Here is a 21,327-nt window from a genome sequence, read left to right as displayed (position 1 = left end):
TATCTAACACACGAGTACCCATTAACCGCAAACGAGTACCCATTAACCGCAAACTAGTACTCGTTTATCACATACCAGTACTCGTTTCTCGTTAACTAGTACTGGTGTATAACAAACTAGTACTGGTGTATAACAAACGGGTACCCGTTTCTCACATACTAGTACTCGTTTTCGTTAACTAGTACTGGTGTATAACAAACAAGTACTAGTTTTTCGTTAAACTGTACTTGTTTATCATTTAACAGTACTAATTTCTCAGTAAATAGTACTTGTTGCTAATTTAGTAGTACGAGTGTATTAAAACCCGGTACTGTTTTGTTCTTAACGAGTCCCATTTCCTCACATGGTAAGAGGGAATAGGGAATAGGGAGCAGGGAGCAGGGAGCAGGCAATAGGCATGCTAGCAATAGGCATGCTAGCAATAGGCAAGGTAAGCTATCAGCTAATAGCTATCAGCTATAGCGTTTCTAGGACTCATGAGGTACACATAACTGTTTGACTATTGGCTTTTGCTTCTTCTCTCTTACCTGCTCCCTGCTCCCTGCTCCCTGCTCCCTAAAAACCAGATATTTGTACCTCACCAGTCGTAGAATTGCTATAGCTGAATGCGACACCTAACCGGATGTTACTTATCCGTTAACTGGTTCAACCAATTGGTCAAATCCACTTCGGTTTCAAAATCTAACAACGCTTCTCCTAAATCCTCCAACTGCTCAAAGGATAATTTCTCAATTTGATTTTGTAATTGGGGATTGATTTCACCTAGACGACGGTTAATTTGACGGATAATTAAATTAAGCTCATTGCGCTTTCCTTGTTCTAATCCCTGTTCTAATCCCCGTTCTAATCCCTGTTCTAACCCTTGTTCTAATCCTTGTTCTAATCCTTGGCGAATAATTCGTTGATAAACTACTGACTCTTGCATCATATCCTCCCGAAAATAAGCTTGAATTAACTGTTCATCAAATTTCACCCCAGCCAACAGTTGCACGCAAGCAGATAGGTTACGCTGCTGTTGTCTGTCTTCAATCATATATACCAAAGGGAACAGGGAACAGGGAACAGGGAACAGGGAGCAGGGAACAGGGAGTAGGGAATAGGGAATAGGCATGCTAGCAATAAGCGTGTTCAAAAAAAGCAGATATAAACGCTACTTTTTTTGATAAAACTTATCTGTAAAAAAACAATATTTTTAAAGTTCATAGGTGTCCCATTCAGCTGACGGCTGAATGGGACACCTAACCGGATGTTACGTATCCATTAACTGGTTCAACCAATTGGTCAAATCCACTTCGGTTTCAAAATCTAACAACGCTTCTCCTAAATCCTCCAACTGGTCAAAGGATAATTTCTCAATTTGATTTTGTAATTGGGGATTGATTTCACCTAAGCGACGGCTAATTTGACGGATAATTAAATTAAGCTCATTGCGCTTTCCTTGTTCTAACCCTTGTTCTAATCCCTGCTCTAATCCTTGCTCTAATCCTTGGCGAATAATCCGTTGATAAACTACTGACTCTTGCATCATATCCTCCCGAAAATAAGCTTGAATTAACTGTTCATCAAATTTCACTCCAGCCAACAGTTGCACGCAAGCAGATAGGTTACGCTGCTGTTGTCTATCTTCAATCATATCGATTCTGGCTGCTACTTGGGATAGCAGGTTTTCTGGCACTTCCGCTTGTGCTAATACTGCCAAGGGTAGTAACCCTGGGGTGGTTAGTAATGGTTGTGGATCACATTCCCAAATCCGAATCACTCGGTAGCGGAAGGATAGGTTCCTCTCGGTAAATTGATTCACAAATACTCCCGCTAATCGGGTTGGTTTCAGGAATATTATTACCTGTTCAATATCACAGCGATATTGTCGATATAACCTGACCCAATAATCCAGCATCCGCAGGGGTAAGGGAGGTTCAGATTGGGGTAGGGTTTGAAATTCCAGATGCAAAATAGCATCAGCAACTCGCACAAAAAACAAGGCATCTGCCCGAATTGGTTCTGTGCTTAATTCGGTGTTGAGAATTTCGATATCCTCTGCTGGTTCTTGGTTAAATAACCAACGGGTAAAGGCTTGGGGATATTGTTCAACTAAATATTTGAGGGTACTGTCGTAAGTCATTACACATCTGATCTAACTAAGTCAATTCTGGTTAACTAATCGAAAAGAGGGTTAAGAGCCACAAATTCGACGACTCGAACCTATCCCAAATCATCTTCAATTCTTGATGCAATAGCGAGTGGAGGAAACCCCCGTGTGAAGGCGCTGCATCGCTAAAGCCAGGGAAAGGTATGTCGGAAATATTGGGCACTTAACTCACTCTTTAAATTCCCAGTAAACCCCGACAATCATTAACGAAATGTCGGGGTTTACAACCCAGGTAAAATGATTGCTATTGTTGGGGTATTTTTTATATTTTATCACAGTTATTAACCATAAAATTAATTGAATTAAAGTATTTTTTTTAACGTATTATTCGCTAAACATGGTACTAACTTATTTAAGTTAAATCTCTATTTTTCTATTAGTCAGGGGCAACGAGATTCAAAAGTCCCCCTTATTAAGGGGGATTTAGGGGGATCTAAAAGGAATTAACCAAACTGACATGTGTCTTAAATAAAGGGTGCATTTCCTAAAAGCTGTTTGACTCGGTGGTGCGTTACGGGGTGGGCTATTTCAATGGTGGCAAAGAGGCAGAAAATCAGGGCGAGCCCACCCCTAACGCACTACGCAAAATTTACAAAAGTGAGATACACCCTAAATAAACGCTAATGTATGCTTTCTAATTTCTATGCAATAGTTTTTTTTAACTAATCCTAAAACTCCCACAAAAAAACTTTTTAAAACCCTTGAAAATTAAAAATGTAATCATTACAATAATCAATATTAACCAAGTTGGAGTTTTTCACAATGTCAGAACAATTTACTCGCAATTTCAAGAAAAAACCGACTCAGCACACTCTCAAAGGTCCTCGTGAATCAGTAATCAATAGTATGCACATGCTTTATTCCCTAGGTTATGCAGAAATCGCGGAGTGGACTCCTCTAGAACCGACCGATATTCCAGGAGAAGTAGTTACTACTATGACCAAGTATTGGTTGTTGCCATAACACCTTAACTTTCTGGGGGGTTTTCCCCCCGGGGGCCAAGGGTTTCGGAAATTTCTGACATATGTGATTGCCATAGCCGTGGATAGTATTTCTACGGCTATTTTTTTTTGAATTAAGAATTAAGAATTGGGAATTGGGAATTGGGAATTGGGAATTGGGAATTGGGAATCGGGAATCGGGAATCGGGAATCGGGAATCGGGAATCGGGAATCGGGAATTGGGAATTGGGAATTGGGAATCGGGAATCGGGAATCAGGAATCGGGAGACGCAAGAGAGTTTTGTTCCCCCCAAAATTGGGGGGCTAGGGGGGCTAAACCATACCCAGAATCAGCAACACCCAATAATTACCGAGACAATTCTTTCCTTCTGCCCTTCTCCCCATTTCCCTGTGATCGGATCTGACGAAATCGCCCTTACACAAAAAAACTACCCCTCTCTCCTTTTCTCTGTTGTTCTCTGTTCTCCCCCCACACTCCCCCTTTGACCCTAAATGTAAAAACCTACTCCCGATTCCCGACTCCCGACTCCCGACTCCCTACTCCCTTTGCTATCATTTAAATCTGCAACTGGCATTCTCCCATGAGCCGCCAATCCAGTGTCCGAACCGTTCTAGGACTTCTTTTCCTATCCAGCGTCACCATTACCCTGTGGCTCGGTCATGTTCCCGCTACCACCTGGCAACTGCAAGTGGGAAACCCAGCCACAGCTCAATCCCCTGATGCTAGCCAACTTGTCCAACAAGGGGTGGAACGCTACCAACTGGGAGATTTTACTAGCGCTATAGAATATTGGCAAACTGCCCTGACTACTTATCAACAAACCAACAACCGCCCTAACCAAACTATTGTTCTAGAAAACTTAGCGAGAGCTTATCAGCAAATTGGTCAAATCGACCAAGCCATTAACTACTGGGAAAAAGTTATCACTAATTATCAGCAACTGGGGGATTTACAACAGGTAGGGCGGATGCTTACCGAACTGGCTCAAGCTTATAGTAAATTGGGGCAAAATCAAAAAGCGATCGCATTATTATGTGGTACCATTAATTACGATTACCCCCAAGATAACCCCTGTGTGCCAGAAAGTGCTTTACAACTGGCTCACAGCCATCAAGACCAACTTGGAGTTGCTGCGGCTCTGGGGAGTTTAGGGGATGCTTATCGCCTCAGGGGCAAGTACGATCTAGCCATTAACTATCTCGAAGAGAGCTTAACTATTGCCCAAGAAATTGACCACCTTCCCTATCAATCCTCAGCCCTGAATAGTTTAGGAAATGCCTACAGTAGCAAAGCTCAGCTCAGCTATCGTCGGGCAAACTCTGCTGAAAAAATCGGCTACACAAGAAAGGCTTTGGCACTCGAAGCAAAAGCTAAAAATAACGATAGCGAAGCACTAAAGTATTTTCATAAAAGCCTCGATATTGCTATTACTCAAAACGACCAATCCGGTCAAATCCGGGCAAGGCTTAATGAGATTCCCCTGTACTACCGCCTTAGTGAATCTAGCGCTAGTGTTATGAAATGGCAAAAAGAATGGCAAAAAGCCTACTCCCTCTTGGAAACTCTACCAGATTCCCAGGATAAGGTTTATGCTGCCATTGAGTTAGCTAACCTGTTGCAACCGATTGCTCCGGCTCATGAAACTAGTCCCTGGATACGATGCTATCAGCCCAAACTAGAACCCCAGGCTACTGCACTCCTGGCTCAAGCCGTAAGAATAGCGCAACGGATTAATGACCACCGCTCCCAATCCTTTGCCCTAGGGGAACTGGGTCATATCTATGAGTGTCGTGACCAGTATACCAAAGCCCTAGAGTTAAGCCAACAGGCTAGGTTAGCAGCTGAGCAAAACTTGCTGGCAAAGGATAGTCTGTACTTGTGGGAGTGGCAAACAGCACGGATTTTTAAGGAGCAGGGGAAAGTAACTGAGGCAATCGGAGCCTATGAAAACGCGATCGCTACTCTCGAAACAATCCGTAGCGATATCCTAACTGCCAGTCGAGATGTCCAATTTGATTTTCTTGACACCGTTAACCCAATTTACCGACAGTTAGTGGCATTGAGGTTAGAGGGAGATCAAACTTTCCTAAAATCAGCTTTACCCGATGTGCGTACTCAGAATATTAACATTGTCCTGAAAACCATTGATGGTCTCAAACTAGCAGAATTACAAGATTATTTTGGTAACGACTGTGTGTTAGCAGCAGTGAATCCAGCCAGAGTTGACCTAGTCAGTACTCGGACAGCTGTGATTAGCACCATTATCCTCAAAGACCGAACTGCAGTGATTTTAAGTCTGCCTAATGGTGAAAAGCAATTGGAGTGGATTGATAGTGATCGCGAAAGTATAAGACAAGACATTAATCAATTTCGTAGAGAACTAGAAAGCTTTTTTGAGCCTTACAATTCCCAACAGGCACAAAAAATTTATAATTGGTTAATTCGTCCTTTTGCCAATCAATTAGAACAAGCTCAAATAGAAACCCTGGTCTTCATCAATGATGGCATCCTACGCACTGTGCCAATGGCAGCCCTCCACGACGGGGAAAAATTTTTAGTTGAACGCTATGCGATCGCAACCACTCCCACCCTCACCCTGACTGAGCCTAAAGCATTAACCCCTCAGAGTTGGCGAGCACTGGTGTTGGGCTTAACCAAAGAAGCTATTGTCGATGGTCGTGAATTTGAAGCCTTGAGCAATGTATCCACAGAAGTTAAGGCAGTGACACAGACCATACCAGAGAGCAAACAGCTATTGGATGAGGAATTTACCCGCGATCGCTTACAACAAGAATTAGGTGCAACGGTTTACCCGATTATTCACATAGCTACTCATGGTGAATTCGGCACTGAACCGGAGGATACTTTCCTAGTCACCGGGGAAAATGATCAACTCACCATTGATGAATTAGATCGGGTAATTCGCAGCGTAGCTAGTACTACTGAGCCAGTGGAGTTAATCTCCCTCACTGCCTGTCGAACTGCCACTGGTGATGACCGAGCGGCCTTAGGTTTAGCCGGTGTAGCTGTTCAAGCAGGAGCCAGAAGTGCCTTAGCCTCGCTTTGGTTCATTAATGATCAAACCACTGCCCAAATTGCCGCCCAATTTTACCAGGGTTTGCGACAATCAAACTTAAACAAAGCCCAAGCCCTTCGTGCTGCTCAAATCGCTTTACTGGAAGCAGGAGGACAATATGCTCGCCCCGCCTATTGGGCACCTTATCTAGTAATTGGAAATTGGTTTTAATCTTAGGTGTATAACAGGTCTATGAATCAGTATTCTACTATTATGAGATGAAATAGCTAGATGCCATAGTGTCCAACCAACTTGAGTCAACCTGCGTCTGTTGCACAACTAGTCTAAGGATTTTTGGCCATTGGTGCCAGAGCGATCGCAAACAGCCTGATCAATGTCCCCACCCCGCTCTTGCCTAGACGGGGCTTCCAAACATCGGACTATTTTTTGTGAGTTGAGTTAGACAAACTCTTATATACTAACCAATGACTGCTAAACAGCTTGCTACCATCGTGAACAAAGTTCCTATTCTCAGCATTGACTTAGGTCGCACCTCCACTAAAGCTTGTATCAGCCGTTACCCCGATGGTGTAGTGCTCATTCCTGCCAACGTTGCCCATCTTACCGTTGAGCAAGTGCGTCGGGGTGGGTTTGAAGCTCGACTGGGTGACCCTCTATTAGATATTTGGCTGGAGTATCAAGGCAAAGGATACGCCATTGGACAACTAGCTGCTGACTTCGGAGCTAACTTGGGTGTTGGTCAATCGAAAGTAGAAGATGCCTTGATAAAAGTTTTTGCCTGCGTAGGACATTTCGAGCTTCAAGGTGACTTGGCAATTATCATGGGATTGCCCTACCATTCCCAAGAGCAGTTTGAGCGTGAAAAAGAGGAATTAATTGGTATCCTGGCTTCTCCTCATGTCATGTACTACAGAGGGGAACAAGTCTCGATTACGATTAAGAAAGTTTGGGTAATACCAGAGGGCTATGGTAGCTTGATCTGGGTTGAAGTTCAGGAAAACGATCCATCCGATGGCGGATTACATGACCGTTCCGTCGCCGTTGTGGATATTGGCCACCAAACCACTGACTTTATAATGGCAGATTCGTTCCGATTTGCTAGAGGAGCATCTCAGAGTGAAGCATTTGCCATGAATGAGTTTTATGATCAATTAGCTACCCAAATTCAGGGAGCTGACAGTCAATCGTTACTATTAATCAAAGCGGTTAATCGTCCAGAGGGAGAGCGCTTTTATCGTCCTAAGGGTGCTGCTCAGCCCACAGACCTCGACGAAATTATACCGAGTTTGCGCAAAAGTTTTGCCCGTGAACTATCTGATCGCTTGCTCGCTTGGCTACCAGAACGCACCACAGACGTAGTCGTGACCGGTGGTGGTGGACAATTCTTCTGGAATGATCTTCAACTTATCTTTAAGGAAGCTAGACTCAAGGGTTACTTAGCTCAACCCTCTCGAAAAGCGAATGCTTTGGGACAATACATTTATGGAGAGGTGCAGAAGCAATCAGCATCTCGATAAATTTTATTGTAATTATCCAGTAGGATTATAGGAATAATTCCCATGGCAGCGATCGCAAAAAAAGTAAATAAAACAGTAGCATTTACCACTAACCGGGAGGATCAAGCCCTACTAAAGGCAGTGGAGAAAGAACTAGCTAAGGGTCAGTATCCTAGCTTTAGCATGTTTTGCAAGCAAGCTATCCAAGAGTTTCTGTTAAAACCAGAATCCTCTCAGGAAAAAGCATCCTCCCAGGAAACAACCGAGGGAACAACCGAGGAAACAGCAAGTGTTGGAAATCTTGAAGACAAGCTAACCCAACTGCAGCAGCAATTAACTGAAGTGGTACAGACGTTATCCGTTCAGAGTCCTAGCCAACTGAATAGTCAGCTAACTGATCTGACTCAACGAATTGAGGAAATAGACTCTAATACAACTCAACAATTGACCCAGTTACAACAGCAGCTTGGGAAATTAGAGCAAGTTCTATCTACTGAAGAATCCTCTGAACAACTTGATGATCAATTGATGGCATTAATCGAACAGGTCAAGCAAGTCGATGACCGTTCTCATCAACAACTCGAACACTTAAAACAGCAAGTTGCTGGTGTAGAAACAGTGCTGTCCAATTTTAGTACGACGGATGTGTCTCGCGCCACAGAACAGGGATCCACAGCAAAAGCGACTAGAGAGTCAGATGCTACGGCTCAAGTAGGATGGGAAAAAGACGCTGATCAATCTGATGATCCGTTACTAAGTCGCTTGGGTTCTTTATTAGAGGATTTTTAATTAACTGTATACTAATATGACAAAACGCCGAGTTGGACTGCTGTTTGGTGGTGTCTCAGGAGAACACGAAGTTTCGATTAGTTCTGCAAGAGCGATCGCAAACGCTCTGTGTGCCGATGAAAATGCCTCTAAGTACGAATTGGTGCCAGTTTACATTCAAAAAAATGGCATCTGGACAGCGGTCGAAACTATCGCACAGGTTTTAGACTCGGGAACTCCCCTAGAATCTGCTCCTAACGGTAATGTCTGGGAATTTCCTGCCGTTGTCAGTGAGGTAGATGTCTGGTTTCCCATCCTCCATGGGCCCAATGGGGAAGATGGCACAGTTCAGGGATTACTAACCCTGATGGGAGTTCCCTTTGTCGGTAGTGGTGTTTTGGGTTCTGCTGTAGGCATGGACAAGCTGGCAATGAAGACAGTATATGCCCAAGCCGGATTACCCCAAGTCAACTACATGGAAGTTTTGCGATCGCAAGTTTGGTCTGATCCCTGTGTATTTACCAAACTCTGTGACCAAATTGAGGAAACCTTAGACTATCCCTACTTTGTCAAACCAGCTAATTTAGGCTCATCGGTAGGGATTGCCAAAGTGCGATCGCGTTCTGAATTAGAAGCCGCCTTAGATAATGCTGCTAATTATGACCGCAGGTTGATTGTAGAAGAAGGGGTAGTAGGGCGAGAAGTAGAGTGTGCTGTACTAGGGAACGATCATCCCAAAGCCTCAGTAGTTGGTGAAATTACTTATGATAGTGATTTCTATGACTACGAAACCAAATACACTCAGGGTCAAGCGGACTTGTTAATCCCCGCTCCCTTGCCCACTGACGTCATTACCCAGATTCAGGAAATGGCAATCCAGGCGTTTACTGCCGTTGATGGGGCTGGTTTAGGACGGGTAGACTTCTTTTATGTCGAAGCCACTAAGGAAATCTTCATCAACGAGATCAACACCTTACCAGGTTTTACGGCAACCAGTATGTATCCCCAACTGTGGGCAGCTACAGGTGTTCCGTTTCCACAATTGGTGGATCAGTTAATTGAGCTAGCAATAGAGCGGGCTTGAATCTTAGTCCTAAAGGAATATCATAGGAAAGGCTATGCCCAAGATTGACCTGAGTTAAACAATTTGAGGAGATAAACTTGGAACGGACATTTCTGATGGTTAAGCCGGATGGTGTACAACGGAATCTTGTTGGTCAAATCATCCAGCGTTTTGAGACAAAAGGTTTTACCTTAGTTGGGCTGAAGCTTATGAACGTCAGCCGTGAACTTGCCGAACAGCATTACGCTGTTCACAAAGAGAGACCTTTCTTTCCCAAACTAATCGAATTCATCATCTCTGGTCCTGTAGTAGCAATGGTCTGGGAAGGAAATGGAGTAGTGGCTTCCGCAAGAAAGATGATTGGTGCTACCAAACCTCTGGAAGCTGAACCAGGAACCATTCGGGGCGATTATGGGTTAGACACCGGTCGCAATCTTATCCATGGCTCAGATGCCATTGAGACAGCGCAGCAGGAGATTAGTCTTTGGTTTAAGGACGAAGAGCTAGTTAGCTGGGAACCAACCATAACCTCTTGGCTTTATGAGTAACGGTAACATTTACCTTTAAACGGGAAGTCCCACGCTCTACCCATGTTTGGTGAGCGTTGGGATTATTGGTTGAAAGATGGCCGAATTCTTCCCGACTCTTGTTAAAAGCAGTTAGCGGCTAGCTTCTTTTGCCCTTTAGTCTTTCGTCAAAGCCGGTCGCCCTTCGTTTTCCACAGGAATTGGCTCAAGGTCTGGGGTCTTAGACTTTTCAGAAAATCCCCACATGAACACTAGGGCAATGGCAGCAACCATTAACCATTCCGGTGGCACTAATTCCGGTTTAATGGCTCTGACCAACAGCCGCAATCCCACAAAGCCCACGGTAATGTAGCCAGCATCCTCCAGATAGACATACTCTTTCAACCAACGAATAAATAAGCCCGCCATGAAGCGCAGGGCAATTACCCCAATGGTGCCACCAGCAATAACCAGCCAGGTCTGGTCAGAAATTGCGATCGCTGTGGTGACACTATCCAAGGAAAAAGCTAAATCGGTAACAGCAATTAGCGGAATTGCCTGCCATAGAGAAGTAAACTTCGGGCCATGATGGTGATGGTCTTCATCTTGATCAGATCTGAAATACTCAAAGACCAACCAGAGCAGATAGGCTGCTCCCAATAACTCAAACTGCCAAAACTGCACTACCCAAGTGGCTGTGAGAATCAAAGTGATTCGTAGCACATAGGCAACTGCTAAGCCCAAGTTAAGAGCATGGCGTTGAAGTTGTTTGGTCTGTAAGCCTTGGGAGATCGCAGCTAATGCGATCGCATTATCAGCAGACAGTACAGCTTCTAGTGCCACCAGAATCAACAAAACCACAGGAGCCTCAAGCCCAACATTAAACGATGAGTTAAGAATTTGGTCTAGCATTAAAAATTATTAAGGTCTTAAAGGGTTAACTTAGTATATGTAATATATGTAATCGCCAAAATTACTAAAACTTTGATATCTAACTTAATTAATCTTAACATTTAATCAGAATTTTAGTGCGCTGCGACCCTACTGAGGTTCCAACACCCACACCGAACCTGCAGCAAGATAAAGGTACATAGCTGTGATCCCAATTTGATATCAACCTAAGCTACAAGGATTCTAATATCTGGATTGGACAAGTTATTGTGATAAAATTCCATAACTAGCCCAATTAGTTGGCTTAGGTGCGACCCATGGCTAATAAAATTTGCCTAGGTCAAGCGCACCGTTAATGGTATAGAATATCGCTCAAATAAAGGAGATTGTATACGATGGCTATTTCAGATGCGCAAGTTATCGGAGCTCTATTGCTGGCTTTGCTTCCGGGATTTCTAGCCTTCCGGCTGTCTACGGAACTTTACAAATAATCCTGGGAAGCTCAAAGCCTTGCTCCAAAGCGGCCTAGATCTAGAGCGGACAAAGGATAAACAAAATAGTTTAACTAACCCACCCATAATCTAGGATTTGGGTGGGTTAGTTAAACTAGTTAATCAATGGCGAAGCATCATTAAAGCTAGTGAAATCCTTGACAATCCCTCACGCTCATCACGCGATTATTATAGTGAGGGATTCTTAAGAGCATAAAAATATTAATGGCTGATCCAAACAGCCTCTAGACTCTCTGAAAAAATCATTGAGCTTACTTGCATCTTGATCTACGCTTTTAGCAGCGGCTTTTCAGCTTGGGCGCAAACCGGCACCTTTTGGGTGCATTAATATTTTTTAATCTTAGCAGAGCTCATCAAGAAGCGCAACAGATTGAGTCTCCAATTCCCAAGGGTCAGAAGTTACCCCAGCGAGCAATCCCTCCCTGGGGCAGCCTTTATGGTTGGTCGGCTATGGGTAAAAGAGGTGCAGAGACGCGCGCCTTAGTGTAGTGGAGCCTTTATAGGTGACTGGCTATGAGGATGCATGGTTAAAACTATTGTATTAAGGCTCCACTACACTTACGGTAACTTCAAGACCCGTGGCGAATTAAATTCGCCTACGGAAAGCGCACCTTTGGTTAAAACTTTGAGGCGCGACCCATGGCGAATTTAATTACGGGTCAAGCGCGCCTCCATGATTAAGGCCAGAGACGAAACCTTAGGAGAGTGGAGCCTTTATGGTTAGTCGGTTATGCGTAAAAGGGTTAAAACTGTTTGATTAAGGCTCCACTCTCCTTACGGTAACTTCAAACCTTATTTTAAGGTTTCGTCTCCGGGCTGTGTGGGTCACCTGCGTCCACACCCTATACGCCCCCTTTACCGCGCTTCATACGCGGGTATAACGGGAGGGGAATTGGAGTTGAATGATGGCTGCCAAGGCCAGTCTACCTGGGAAGGTTAATAGATATTTCCTATATTATAAGCAATAATTCTGAATTATTATCCTGACTCGAAGCTCCTGTCCCCTGGATTCAAGTCAAAACCAGGAAATTTATGTGATCAAACTCACATTATGCTAAGCTCTTAGTCTATTTGGGGGCTTGATTGTTCCATAAAGACTATTTTTTAGCTAAATTATCTGGCTAAATAAAAGGTGCATACTCAAAACTCTATCCTAATCAACCCAATAATAAACCCAAGGGCGCTGGTGTACCAGCGTGGCATTGTAAACGGAAATGAACGCAATCCAACCCTCTGACTCAACTCGGGTACCATCAAAACCTCGCCGAAGAGTTCCTCGAATCAAGCACCGTCCGCAGCGACAGTCTTACGGGGCAGTTGCTGGTGAAACTACTGCTAAGTTACTTGTAAACCTAGTTCTCTGTGCCGCTGCCATTACCGCACTCATGGAACTATTACCTTATCATCTCTCACAGCAAGCCAAGTTGCGAGAAGTAAAACGAGAGGTGAAGCGAACTGAGACACGAGTGAATAACTTGCGCCGTGAATTCAGTCGCTCTTTTGACCCCAGGCAAGCCCAGAAAGTAATGCGAGAGCAAAGCTTACGACGTGATCCGAATCAGGTTCAGGTCGTCTGGCAAGATCCAGACTTAGGGGATGGAAATTAGTTATACTTCCGGTGGGCAGAAACTGAGCTAAAGGTAATCGGTAGAGCAAGCTCTGTGGGTTCGCGCCCCGCGTGACCTACGGTCAATCCCGTAGCGTGGCCATAGGCCAATCCCATAAGCGCGAAAGCTTCCCGTGACTCCCGTAGCGTCTCCTAGGGAGAATCGCTGTTTGGGACGCAAGAGCTAACCACTAATCCCTTCAAGCTCTCAGTGGCTTAAGCAAATCATTGATCCAATTTTCCACTTTCTCGCGCAAGGAATCAGAAGAACCAGACAATGGCAGCCACTTCAAAGCCTTTTGATAGTCGCTGATGGCACAGTTCCAGTCACCCCGGAGATGGTAAGTACGCCCTCTTTGGGCATAGACATGGTCTTCCAGGCATCCTAGCATTAGAGCCATGTCAAGGTTTTCTAGGGCTAAATCGTACAATCCCAATTCCCGGAAGGTGATCGCTTGGTTAATCCAGGTGCGGATATTTCCCGGATTGAGATCAATAGCTTGCTCGTAGTCGGTGAGGGCTTCAGCCAGTTGCCCAACTGATGCATAATAATTAGCGCGATTGTTGTAAGCACTGTCCAATCTGGGATCAATTCGCAGTGCCTGATTGTAATCAAATAGAGCTTTGTAAGGCTGACCACTTTGGAAATACAGCAATCCCCGATTGTTGTAGTCTGATGCACTGGTGGGATTTAGATTAATCAACTGGGTTAACAATGCGATCGCACTGCTGTAATCCCCTTGTTTCACTTTCGAGTTTGCTAAGGTGCGCAGGCTTTTCACAGAATGTATGTGGCTTTTTCTAGGCACTAGCTTCACTGGTGCTAAATGCCTGTGGTTTTTGCGGGACATTGGGAACCACTGTCGATTATGGTTTTGCCGATTTAGAAAAGTAGGAGCATTCATAATTGCCTCAACCTCATTTGCAGCCTATCTAGATTCAACCTTACGGCTAACAGCACCCAGCTGGTTGGTCTTAATGTGTCACTTATTCATGCGTCTTCGGTGTACCCAAGAAAACCATCCAGATTGTCCCTCGGACTTGGGACTCTTCTTTGAAGACTACAGCAGTAATATGACAGTTTCCTGAAAGACGAATTAATTTTGTTGGGATTCTTTTATAGAGGGGTTGGGAGTGGACACTGTTGGGAAGATGCACAATTCCTGACGGGGTTTTGGGTTTGGGGTTTGGGGTAGTGGTCTCATTACTGAACTGCAGGTATAGCACAAAGCGGATAGATGTGTTCAAAATAGTATAGTTACTATTCCATAGCATCCACTCTCAGGAGGAAATCCTGTGTCATCCCTTCCACCTTCAATTCCACCTGTGTCTTCCCCCCCAACCAACCAATGGCTGCGAATGGTAGGGATGTGGCTAGCAGTTGCTGTCATTGGTGCAGGGCTAGGTTGGTCATATCAAGAATGGCAAAGTTATCGAAATCTAGTATTACGCTTAGAAGAGATTCAGAAGCACCGATCAGAACGGGAATATGAAGAATGCATCAATAAAGCCACAACTATTCCTGAAAAGTCCCCTATATATCAACAGACTCAGGTAATTTTCAATGAATGCGCCGAGAAACTATTTGGCAAAGCTAAGATACTAGCTGCAGCGAACCAATATAAAGACGCAATTATCGAGGCCAATAAACTAACCCCAGATAGTGCTCCTTACCAAGAGGCACAAAAGTTAATTAATCAGTGGTCATTCAGCCTATTTCAGAAAGCGACCAAGCTGTATCAGGAACAAGGGAAGCTCAATGAAGCCATTGCTCTAACTCAAGTCATTCCTGAAACTAATCTGATTCGTCAAAAATTACCCGAGACCATTGCCCAATGGAAACAAGAGTGGGCTGTGAATGTATCGATTCGCCAACAAGCACTTCAAGCCCTGGAGGCAGGTAAATGGCAACAGGCTAAGCAAAACGCTAGGAGGGTGACCACTGGCTATTGGCAAAAGCAAGTTGAACCAATTATAGACAGGGCAGATGCGAAAATTTCTACCATAGAAGCCCACCAAGAAGCTCAACGAGTCAGACGACAAGCCCAGCAAGAGGCTCAACGAGTCAGACGACAAGCCCAGCAAGAAGCTCAACGCATAGCCAGAGAAAAAGCACAACAAAAAGCTCAGGAGCAGGATCAACGTAGACAGCAATGCATTAAGCTGGTAACGAAATACACTGAAGAGAATGAGTGGGCTCTCAAAGAATACGAAAGGTTAAGATGTGATGATTTTCCCCATGAGTTATTTTAACTAAGCCATCGGGTTGTTCTTATCCTAGACACACTGGTCCTTTCCCATGGGCTTGATTAGGCATGATAGCACGATACGCTTAGGCACGATACGCTTAGGCATTAAATATCAGAAGTTAACCCAACATCTAACACCTCAGACCTAACACCTGAAACCTAATACCTAACACCTAACACCTAACCCTCAAAACTAAATTGACAGAGTACTAGCTTATTTTGAGCCCCTGACTAGACCTTAGAGGCTCAAGGATTGCCATAATTTTTGTAAAGTATAATGAATGATTTATTCGCAACTACATGGCTGATACAACTGCCTGGGTGAATCTCCTCACCCCGTTACCATTACTCCCCCCTGAACACCCTCTCCCATCCCTATTGGCAACAGCAACTGAAGCCACTGCTAATGAAGCAGAAAACGGTTCACTGGTTCTTGCAGGAGTGCTATTGAGTCTAGTGGTGATCTACTTCGCCAGTAAACTCGGAGGCGAAATTTGTGCTCGGATTAACTTACCACCGGTATTAGGGGAATTGGTCGGTGGTGTAGTTGTCGGGGTTTCTGCCCTAAATCTGCTAGTTTTCCCAGAAGGGGGCAGTGCGGCTAGCAATTCCGTAATGATGAGCTTTCTCCAAACTACCGCTGGTCTAACCCCAGAAGCTACCAACTCAGTATTTCAGTCTACTAGCGAGGTGATTTCCGTCTTAGCGGAACTCGGCGTGATCATCCTGTTATTTGAAATTGGACTAGAGTCTGACCTCAAAGAACTGATCCGTGTTGGTCCGCAGGCCGCTGTAGTAGCTGTAGTTGGGGTGGTTGTTCCCTTTGCTGCTGGTACTGCTGGTTTAGCTTACCTATTTCATATTTCTGCTGTTCCTGCTATTTTTGCTGGTGCTGCCCTAACTGCCACTAGTATCGGGATTACCGCTAAAGTCCTAGCAGAAATTGGACAACTGAGTTCTAAAGAAGGGCAAATTATCATTGGTGCTGCCGTACTCGATGATGTCTTAGGAATTATTGTCCTGGCTGTGGTGGCTAGTCTGGCAAAAACTGGGGAAGTCGTGATCACTAATGTGATCTATTTGATTATTAGTGCTGGTGTCTTCCTAGTTGGAGCAATTCTAATCGGTCGCTTCCTTGGTCCGTATTTCGTTGCCTTGGTCAAGGAAATGAAAACCCGAGGTCAGGTATTACTGACAGCACTCATTTTTGCCTTTGTCTTGTCCTATATTGCCACAGCTATCCAATTAGAAGCCATTTTAGGAGCCTTTGCTGCTGGGCTGGTCTTAGCAGAAACGGATAAGCGTCGAGAATTGGAAGAACAGGTCCTACCAGTGGCAGATATACTTGTGCCCATCTTCTTTGTTACAGTGGGAGCCAAAACTGATTTGAGTGTGCTTAACCCAGCAGTTCCCAGTAATCGCGAGGGTTTGATCTTGGCAACTTTCCTGATTGTGGTGGCAATTCTTGGTAAGGTGATCACAGGATTGACAGTCTTTGGTCAATCAGGAATTAACCGTCTGGCTATTGGGGTTGGCATGATTCCCAGAGGTGAAGTGGGGCTAGTCTTTGCTGGTGTTGGTTCAGCAAGTGGTGCTCTTTCAGAAGCAACTGAAGCAGCGATTATCATGATGGTTATCTTAACGACTTTTATTGCTCCGCCTTTGTTGCGGTTGGTCTTTCAAGAGCCATCTGAGCAGGTGGAAACAGCTGGAGAGTCTTGAGACTTTTTCTAATGGTATCTGAGCTTGCTGAGTGAAGACAATTATTGATGCAGGATTCTTGAAGAATCCTGTTCAATTTAGTTGATTGTGTATGCTTTAAGATTTGACACAGCTAAGTGTGTTAACTAAAACCAAATTTTCGATTCAGAGAAACCCGTGTATACTGAAACTCTTGAAACTTAACCAAGCTACTCTACGTCCGAGTCTGTTAACGGTTTTAATAAGATTAATCTGATTAATCTTATTAGTCAAACAGACGCTTACATTGGTTGACTGGGCTATTAATTAGGGGTATTCATCGTGAGCGGTTAGGGATTAGCGGTTAACTATAGCCTACTCTAGGCAGCTGTTAGGGTCTAATACTTAACCGCTAACAGCTGCTATAACCAATTGCTATAACCAATTGCTATAACCAATTACCTAAGATACATGATACAGGAGTAATAATTGTGAGGTTTCGCTGGCTACTGCTACTCTCCAGCTCTTTGACATTTTCTCTATTTTCATTGGCGGCTCAAGCCCGTGAATTACTATTTTGGCAATATGATCGCAATCAGAATCGCCTGGAATTTACCACTGATGTGGGTGTACAACCCACAGCCCAACTCATTTCTAATCCTACCCGGTTAGTCATTGATTTACCGGGAATTAACGTCGGAGGTCCATCAACAAATCAGCGTCTAAGCGGGGCGATTCGAGCAGTGCGAGTGGGTCAATTTGAGAGACAAACCACTCGGATTGTGGTTGAATTGGCTCCTGGTTACACTATAGACCCCCAGCAGGTAAAATTTAGGGGTATTAGCCCCAATCAGTGGACTGTACAATTACCTCAGCCTTATCGAGGGTCATTGCCGGTTCTGCCTAACCCAGCACCGCCATCCCTACCACCAGCTCAGCCACCGACTCGCACTCAATCCCCTCCACCACGGCCAACTATTCCAAGATCAAATCCAACTATTCCGAGATCCAATCCGGGGATTCGCCGCCAAGGCTTTGAGATCAATAGAAATGGATTTTTTGTCAGTACCGATGGTGGGAAACCTATCATTCAAATCGAACGAAGTCGCAATAACCGCCGCATTAACATCGACCTAGAAGGGGTTACGATTCCCGAGAGTTTGTTAGGGGAGGATTTGGATGTAAATCGCTACGGGGTTAGCAAAATCGAGTTTGAAAAGAAAAAAGAGTCCCCACCGATTGTCCGGATGACCCTGAATGTGGATAGTGACAGCCCTGATTGGCTGGCATCGTTCAGTCAAAGATTGGGAGGGGTGTTGATTTTCCCTAGGGGAATCCCAGCTCAACGCTTAGATAATGGACCAACATCCAAAGTGCCAACGAAACCGATTCAATCTCGTGGCTCGGCTAATATCGGTAAGTTAGCCACCATTGGGTCAGTGGAACTGTCTAGCAATCAGACTCAGCTGTTGATTAAGGCTAACCAACGGGTCAGAGCCACTAGCAAATGGGATCCTCGTTCAAAGGCTTACCAAATTACTATACCGAATGCCAAACTAGCTGAGAAGTTCAGTGGCCCTCAACTTAATACCACTAGTCCCGTATCAGAAGTGATGGTGCGGCAGGAGGACAAAAACACGGTGCTGATTTTGGTACAGCCATCAAACGGTACCCGGATTGGTAGCCTCAATCAGCTCAATGATCAGCTGTTGGCTCTGCAACTGAGACCATTGATATCACGCAGGCCAACCAGGATACCCCCCCGCTCGATTTCTGTGCCACCGCCTCACTCGATTCCTGTGCCACCGCCTAACCGGACTCGCCCACCAATTCCCAGACGTCGGGTTCCCAAAGAGCGCCTGGTAGTGGTCATTGATGCGGGACACGGTGGCAAAGACCCTGGTGCTATTGGGCTTGGGGGTATACAAGAAAAAGATGTTAATTTGTCGATTTCCCGACAGGTGGAAGCGCTGTTGGAAAAACAGGGGATTCAGGTTGTCATGACCCGCTCAGATGACCGATTCATCAGTCTGAATGGACGAGTTCAAGTGGCAGAACGGACTGATGCTGATTTATTTGTCAGCATCCACGCCAATGCTATCGGGGGTAAGCGACCGGATGTGAATGGATTAGAGACTTACTACTACTCTACTGGTCAGAGTCTTGCCCAAACCATCCACTACACTATCTTGCGGAGCGTGGATATTAGTGACCGACGTACCCGACGGGCGAGGTTTTATGTGCTCAGGAAAACCTCCATGCCAGCAGTTTTGGTAGAAGTTGGTTTTCTAACTGGCTATGAAGACTCAGCTAAACTAAAAACTGCCGCCTATCGCAGCCAGATGGCTAGAGCGATCGCTCGTGGCATCCTCCTATATATTCGGCAGAATCGGTTATATTCGGCAGAATCGGTTGACCTAAGTTAAGTTATGATATTTTGTCAATTCTTAATTCATAATTGCTAACCTATAATCTAACAATTTTCTTGTTTTGAGCGAACCCAAGTAATCTGTTTATTGCCCCTGGGTGGGTAGGTGCCAATTCTTAACCAATGATCAATAACCCAATTTTGATCTCTCGAACTCAACCCCAGAGTCGTCCTATCGGGATTTTCGACAGTGGTGTGGGGGGTCTGACCGTTCTGAGGGAACTATACAAACAACTACCATCCGAATCAATTATTTACTTTGCGGACACAGCACGGCTACCCTACGGTACCAGGTCTGCGGATGAAATCGTGCAGTTCGGCTTCGAGATTCTCAGCTGGATGGTGCAACAGGAGGTCAAAATGGTGGTGATGGCCTGCAATACCAGTTCGGCTCTGGCATTGGAAACTCTGCGTAGTGAGTTTGATATCCCAATGCTGGGGCTGATTCTACCAGGTGCCCGTGGGGCGCTCCACCAAGGTCGTCGGATTGGGGTGATTGCTACACCAGCTACCGCTGCCAGCAATGCTTATCGAAATGCTATTTTAGAGGTTGAACCAACTGCTCAGGTCTGGCAAGTGGGTTGTCCGGAGTTTGTGCCATTAGTGGAGGAAAATCGCTTGTGCGAACCCTACACTACAGCGGTAGCACGGCAGTACCTAGAACCTTTGCTAGCAGCCCAAATCGATACCCTAGTTTATGGCTGTACTCATTATCCCCATCTAGAACCGATCCTGCGGGAAATATTACCCCCAGACGTTAAATTGGTAGACCCAGCAAAATACGTTGTTGCTGCTGCTGCTCAAGAACTGGATTTAATTGGAGGGAAGAATACTGGGGAGCCAAGACCAACTCGCTTTGGGGTCAGCGGTTGTCCTCAACAGTTTGCCCAACAGTCCCTACAATGGCTGGGTTACACTCCAACAGTTGAAAAAATACATCTACCACAGGTGTCAATCCCTACGATACCTTTAGGTGCGACCCGTGATGGCGAGCAATCCCTTGACCGTAGGTCACGCTAAGCGAACGCCATCACGGAAAGCGCACCTTTAGAATCCGTAGATTGACCAATAATAGACCGATTTTTTTACTAAAAATTGCTTGTGGAGGCAATTGTTAACCCATCCCACTTTCCTTAGGTGAAGTCGTTGCTCACAGGCGACTTCACCTAAATTAGTTATTATAATGATTAATTTTTCGCAATTGTTTCGGTCAAATTAACCCCTTTAAGTCACCATGGGCTATTTCAAACTTTAGTAAGTTAACGATAAAAGTCGATAGGGGGATAGGGAAATAAACTAAAATTTACCGAAGAATGCCCAAATAAGGTCATTAAAATCTGACGAATTAGCCGCCTTCAATCAACTTTTATCACTAACAATTTGTTAACGGCCTTCGATAAAGGTTAGATAAATTTGCCCAAAATCCCGAGTATTCGTCCAAAATTGACCCCATCTCCCTATCTCCCCATCACCCCCTCACAGGGGTAGGTTTTTTACATTAGGGTCAAACCCACCCGCAACCGCCTACCGGTCGGGGGCTGATCAGAGGTAGAGGAAAAGGAAAACAACTTAGGTGCGCTTTCCGTATCTAATTATTAAATTCGCCACGGGTCGCACCTGAATAAGCGATGCAGCGCCTTCTTATCCCCCACACCCCACACCCCACACCCCACACCCCACACCCCACACCCCACACCTCACGTCTTTGTTAAAAACCTACCCTTATGAGGGTAAGGGGGCTGGGGGGTTAGGTTTGGAGTTAACTTTTTTACATTGGTTGAAAAGTCAGGTCTGTGATTACTTCTGTATCCGTTGCTACTCTGTTGTGAAGGAACTACCCGCTCATTGAAACCTAGTGCAGCGCGGCAGAAATACTTGAGCAGCTGCTGATAATGGTAAAATAGAAGGATGAACTGCTTACCTACTCGATGCTCAGCTTACCCTATTGTACTCTTCACAACTTGTGCTATGCCTGACCC

The 21,327-nt window shown here is 44.9% G+C and carries 20 protein-coding genes; 13 read left to right on the top strand and 7 right to left on the bottom strand.

Features of this window, described 5'->3' with window-relative positions; genetic code table 11:
• Positions 1-495 precede the first annotated feature (495 nt).
• Positions 496-618 carry a hypothetical protein gene (locus F6K46_RS20085; protein ID WP_293060391.1) on the top strand — a complete coding sequence of 41 codons (123 nt, stop codon included), beginning with the start codon at positions 496-498 and terminating at the stop codon, positions 616-618.
• 7 nt (positions 619-625) lie between these two features.
• Here F6K46_RS20085 and F6K46_RS20080 read toward each other — a convergent pair whose 3' ends face one another.
• Positions 626-1,132 (bottom strand): DUF4351 domain-containing protein, encoded by a 507-nt coding sequence (locus F6K46_RS20080; RefSeq protein ID WP_293060388.1) that lies wholly within the window; start codon positions 1,130-1,132, stop codon positions 626-628.
• Between the two features lie 117 nt (positions 1,133-1,249).
• Positions 1,250-2,122, bottom strand: a complete 873-nt coding sequence (locus F6K46_RS20075) for a DUF4351 domain-containing protein (protein WP_070393673.1) — start codon at positions 2,120-2,122, stop codon at positions 1,250-1,252.
• A 789-nt stretch (positions 2,123-2,911) separates the two neighbouring features.
• Here F6K46_RS20075 and F6K46_RS20070 point away from each other — a divergent pair.
• Positions 2,912-3,112 carry a hypothetical protein gene (locus tag F6K46_RS20070; RefSeq protein WP_293060384.1) on the top strand — a complete coding sequence of 67 codons (201 nt, stop codon included), beginning with the start codon at positions 2,912-2,914 and terminating at the stop codon, positions 3,110-3,112.
• 112 nt (positions 3,113-3,224) lie between these two features.
• On the opposite strand, the gene F6K46_RS20065 is transcribed toward F6K46_RS20070, so the two are convergent.
• On the bottom strand, positions 3,225-3,404 hold the full coding sequence (locus F6K46_RS20065; protein WP_293060382.1) for a hypothetical protein: 180 nt from the start codon (positions 3,402-3,404) through the stop codon (positions 3,225-3,227).
• Between the two features lie 288 nt (positions 3,405-3,692).
• Here F6K46_RS20065 and F6K46_RS20060 point away from each other — a divergent pair, with 288 nt between their 5' ends.
• The 5 genes from F6K46_RS20060 (at position 3,693) to ndk (ending at position 10,024) form a co-directional block, all read left to right on the top strand.
• Positions 3,693-6,359, top strand: a complete 2,667-nt coding sequence (locus F6K46_RS20060; protein ID WP_293060380.1) for a CHAT domain-containing protein — start codon at positions 3,693-3,695, stop codon at positions 6,357-6,359.
• A gap of 254 nt (positions 6,360-6,613) precedes the next feature.
• Entirely contained in the window at positions 6,614-7,666 is a 1,053-nt protein-coding gene (locus tag F6K46_RS20055) for a ParM/StbA family protein (protein WP_075900799.1), read from the top strand.
• Positions 7,667-7,708: 42 nt separating this feature from the next.
• Positions 7,709-8,434: a hypothetical protein gene (locus F6K46_RS20050; protein ID WP_075900801.1), complete on the top strand. Its 726-nt coding sequence runs from the start codon at positions 7,709-7,711 to the stop codon at positions 8,432-8,434.
• Between the two features lie 16 nt (positions 8,435-8,450).
• Positions 8,451-9,497 carry a D-alanine--D-alanine ligase family protein gene (locus F6K46_RS20045; protein ID WP_293060377.1) on the top strand — a complete coding sequence of 349 codons (1,047 nt, stop codon included), beginning with the start codon at positions 8,451-8,453 and terminating at the stop codon, positions 9,495-9,497.
• A gap of 77 nt (positions 9,498-9,574) precedes the next feature.
• Entirely contained in the window at positions 9,575-10,024 is a 450-nt protein-coding gene (gene ndk / locus F6K46_RS20040) for a nucleoside-diphosphate kinase (protein WP_070393679.1), read from the top strand.
• A 135-nt stretch (positions 10,025-10,159) separates the two neighbouring features.
• Here ndk and F6K46_RS20035 read toward each other — a convergent pair whose 3' ends face one another.
• Positions 10,160-10,894: a DUF475 domain-containing protein gene (locus F6K46_RS20035; RefSeq protein ID WP_293060374.1), complete on the bottom strand. Its 735-nt coding sequence runs from the start codon at positions 10,892-10,894 to the stop codon at positions 10,160-10,162.
• A 374-nt stretch (positions 10,895-11,268) separates the two neighbouring features.
• Here F6K46_RS20035 and psaM point away from each other — a divergent pair, with 374 nt between their 5' ends.
• Together psaM and F6K46_RS20025 are read left to right on the top strand one after the other, a co-directional pair.
• Positions 11,269-11,364: a photosystem I reaction center subunit XII gene (psaM, locus tag F6K46_RS20030; protein WP_075900824.1), complete on the top strand. Its 96-nt coding sequence runs from the start codon at positions 11,269-11,271 to the stop codon at positions 11,362-11,364.
• Positions 11,365-12,599: 1,235 nt separating this feature from the next.
• The gene (locus tag F6K46_RS20025) at positions 12,600-12,992 is read left to right on the top strand and encodes a hypothetical protein (RefSeq protein WP_293060373.1); all 393 of its coding nucleotides are present in this window, start codon (positions 12,600-12,602) and stop codon (positions 12,990-12,992) included.
• Positions 12,993-13,019: 27 nt separating this feature from the next.
• Here the strand turns inward: F6K46_RS20025 and F6K46_RS20020 are convergent, their stop codons facing one another.
• From F6K46_RS20020 to F6K46_RS20010, 3 genes are all read right to left on the bottom strand, one after another.
• Positions 13,020-13,172 (bottom strand): hypothetical protein, encoded by a 153-nt coding sequence (locus tag F6K46_RS20020; RefSeq protein WP_293060372.1) that lies wholly within the window; start codon positions 13,170-13,172, stop codon positions 13,020-13,022.
• Positions 13,173-13,191: 19 nt separating this feature from the next.
• Positions 13,192-13,896, bottom strand: coding sequence for a tetratricopeptide repeat protein (locus F6K46_RS20015; RefSeq protein ID WP_070393684.1), 705 nt, complete (start codon positions 13,894-13,896; stop codon positions 13,192-13,194).
• A gap of 82 nt (positions 13,897-13,978) precedes the next feature.
• Entirely contained in the window at positions 13,979-14,239 is a 261-nt protein-coding gene (locus F6K46_RS20010) for a hypothetical protein (RefSeq protein WP_293060371.1), read from the bottom strand.
• Positions 14,240-14,287: 48 nt separating this feature from the next.
• Here F6K46_RS20010 and F6K46_RS20005 point away from each other — a divergent pair, with 48 nt between their 5' ends.
• The 4 genes from F6K46_RS20005 to murI all read left to right on the top strand — a co-directional run bounded on the left by F6K46_RS20005 (position 14,288) and on the right by murI (position 20,368).
• A complete protein-coding gene (locus F6K46_RS20005; RefSeq protein WP_293060370.1) occupies positions 14,288-15,244 on the top strand; it encodes a hypothetical protein in 957 nt (318 codons plus the stop codon).
• A gap of 296 nt (positions 15,245-15,540) precedes the next feature.
• Positions 15,541-16,962, top strand: coding sequence for a cation:proton antiporter (locus tag F6K46_RS20000; RefSeq protein WP_143727672.1), 1,422 nt, complete (start codon positions 15,541-15,543; stop codon positions 16,960-16,962).
• Between the two features lie 449 nt (positions 16,963-17,411).
• Positions 17,412-19,346 carry an N-acetylmuramoyl-L-alanine amidase gene (locus F6K46_RS19995; RefSeq protein WP_293060345.1) on the top strand — a complete coding sequence of 645 codons (1,935 nt, stop codon included), beginning with the start codon at positions 17,412-17,414 and terminating at the stop codon, positions 19,344-19,346.
• 125 nt (positions 19,347-19,471) lie between these two features.
• Positions 19,472-20,368, top strand: coding sequence for a glutamate racemase (gene murI, locus F6K46_RS19990; RefSeq protein ID WP_293060336.1), 897 nt, complete (start codon positions 19,472-19,474; stop codon positions 20,366-20,368).
• Positions 20,369-21,327 lie beyond the last annotated feature (959 nt).

Origin of the sequence: Moorena sp. SIO3E8 (assembly GCF_010692445.1) — a bacterium.
GTDB lineage: Bacteria > Cyanobacteriota > Cyanobacteriia > Cyanobacteriales > Coleofasciculaceae > Moorena > Moorena bouillonii.
The sequence above is the reverse complement of the archived record's forward strand: the minus strand, read 5'-3'. Positions and strand labels throughout refer to the sequence as shown.

Excerpts from the sequence above, each read along its gene's own strand:
- F6K46_RS20075 (WP_070393673.1), bottom strand. The coding sequence starts at position 2,122 with ATGACTTACGACAGTACCCTCAAATATTTAGTTGAACAATATCCCCAA.
- F6K46_RS20070 (WP_293060384.1), top strand. The coding sequence starts at position 2,912 with ATGTCAGAACAATTTACTCGCAATTTCAAGAAAAAACCGACTCAGCAC.
- F6K46_RS20060 (WP_293060380.1), top strand. The coding sequence starts at position 3,693 with ATGAGCCGCCAATCCAGTGTCCGAACCGTTCTAGGACTTCTTTTCCTA.
- F6K46_RS20055 (WP_075900799.1), top strand. The coding sequence starts at position 6,614 with ATGACTGCTAAACAGCTTGCTACCATCGTGAACAAAGTTCCTATTCTC.
- F6K46_RS20050 (WP_075900801.1), top strand. The coding sequence starts at position 7,709 with ATGGCAGCGATCGCAAAAAAAGTAAATAAAACAGTAGCATTTACCACT.
- F6K46_RS20045 (WP_293060377.1), top strand. The coding sequence starts at position 8,451 with ATGACAAAACGCCGAGTTGGACTGCTGTTTGGTGGTGTCTCAGGAGAA.
- F6K46_RS20035 (WP_293060374.1), bottom strand. The coding sequence starts at position 10,894 with ATGCTAGACCAAATTCTTAACTCATCGTTTAATGTTGGGCTTGAGGCT.
- psaM (WP_075900824.1), top strand. The coding sequence starts at position 11,269 with ATGGCTATTTCAGATGCGCAAGTTATCGGAGCTCTATTGCTGGCTTTG.
- F6K46_RS20025 (WP_293060373.1), top strand. The coding sequence starts at position 12,600 with ATGAACGCAATCCAACCCTCTGACTCAACTCGGGTACCATCAAAACCT.
- F6K46_RS20015 (WP_070393684.1), bottom strand. The coding sequence starts at position 13,896 with ATGAATGCTCCTACTTTTCTAAATCGGCAAAACCATAATCGACAGTGG.
- F6K46_RS20000 (WP_143727672.1), top strand. The coding sequence starts at position 15,541 with ATGGCTGATACAACTGCCTGGGTGAATCTCCTCACCCCGTTACCATTA.
- murI (WP_293060336.1), top strand. The coding sequence starts at position 19,472 with ATGATCAATAACCCAATTTTGATCTCTCGAACTCAACCCCAGAGTCGT.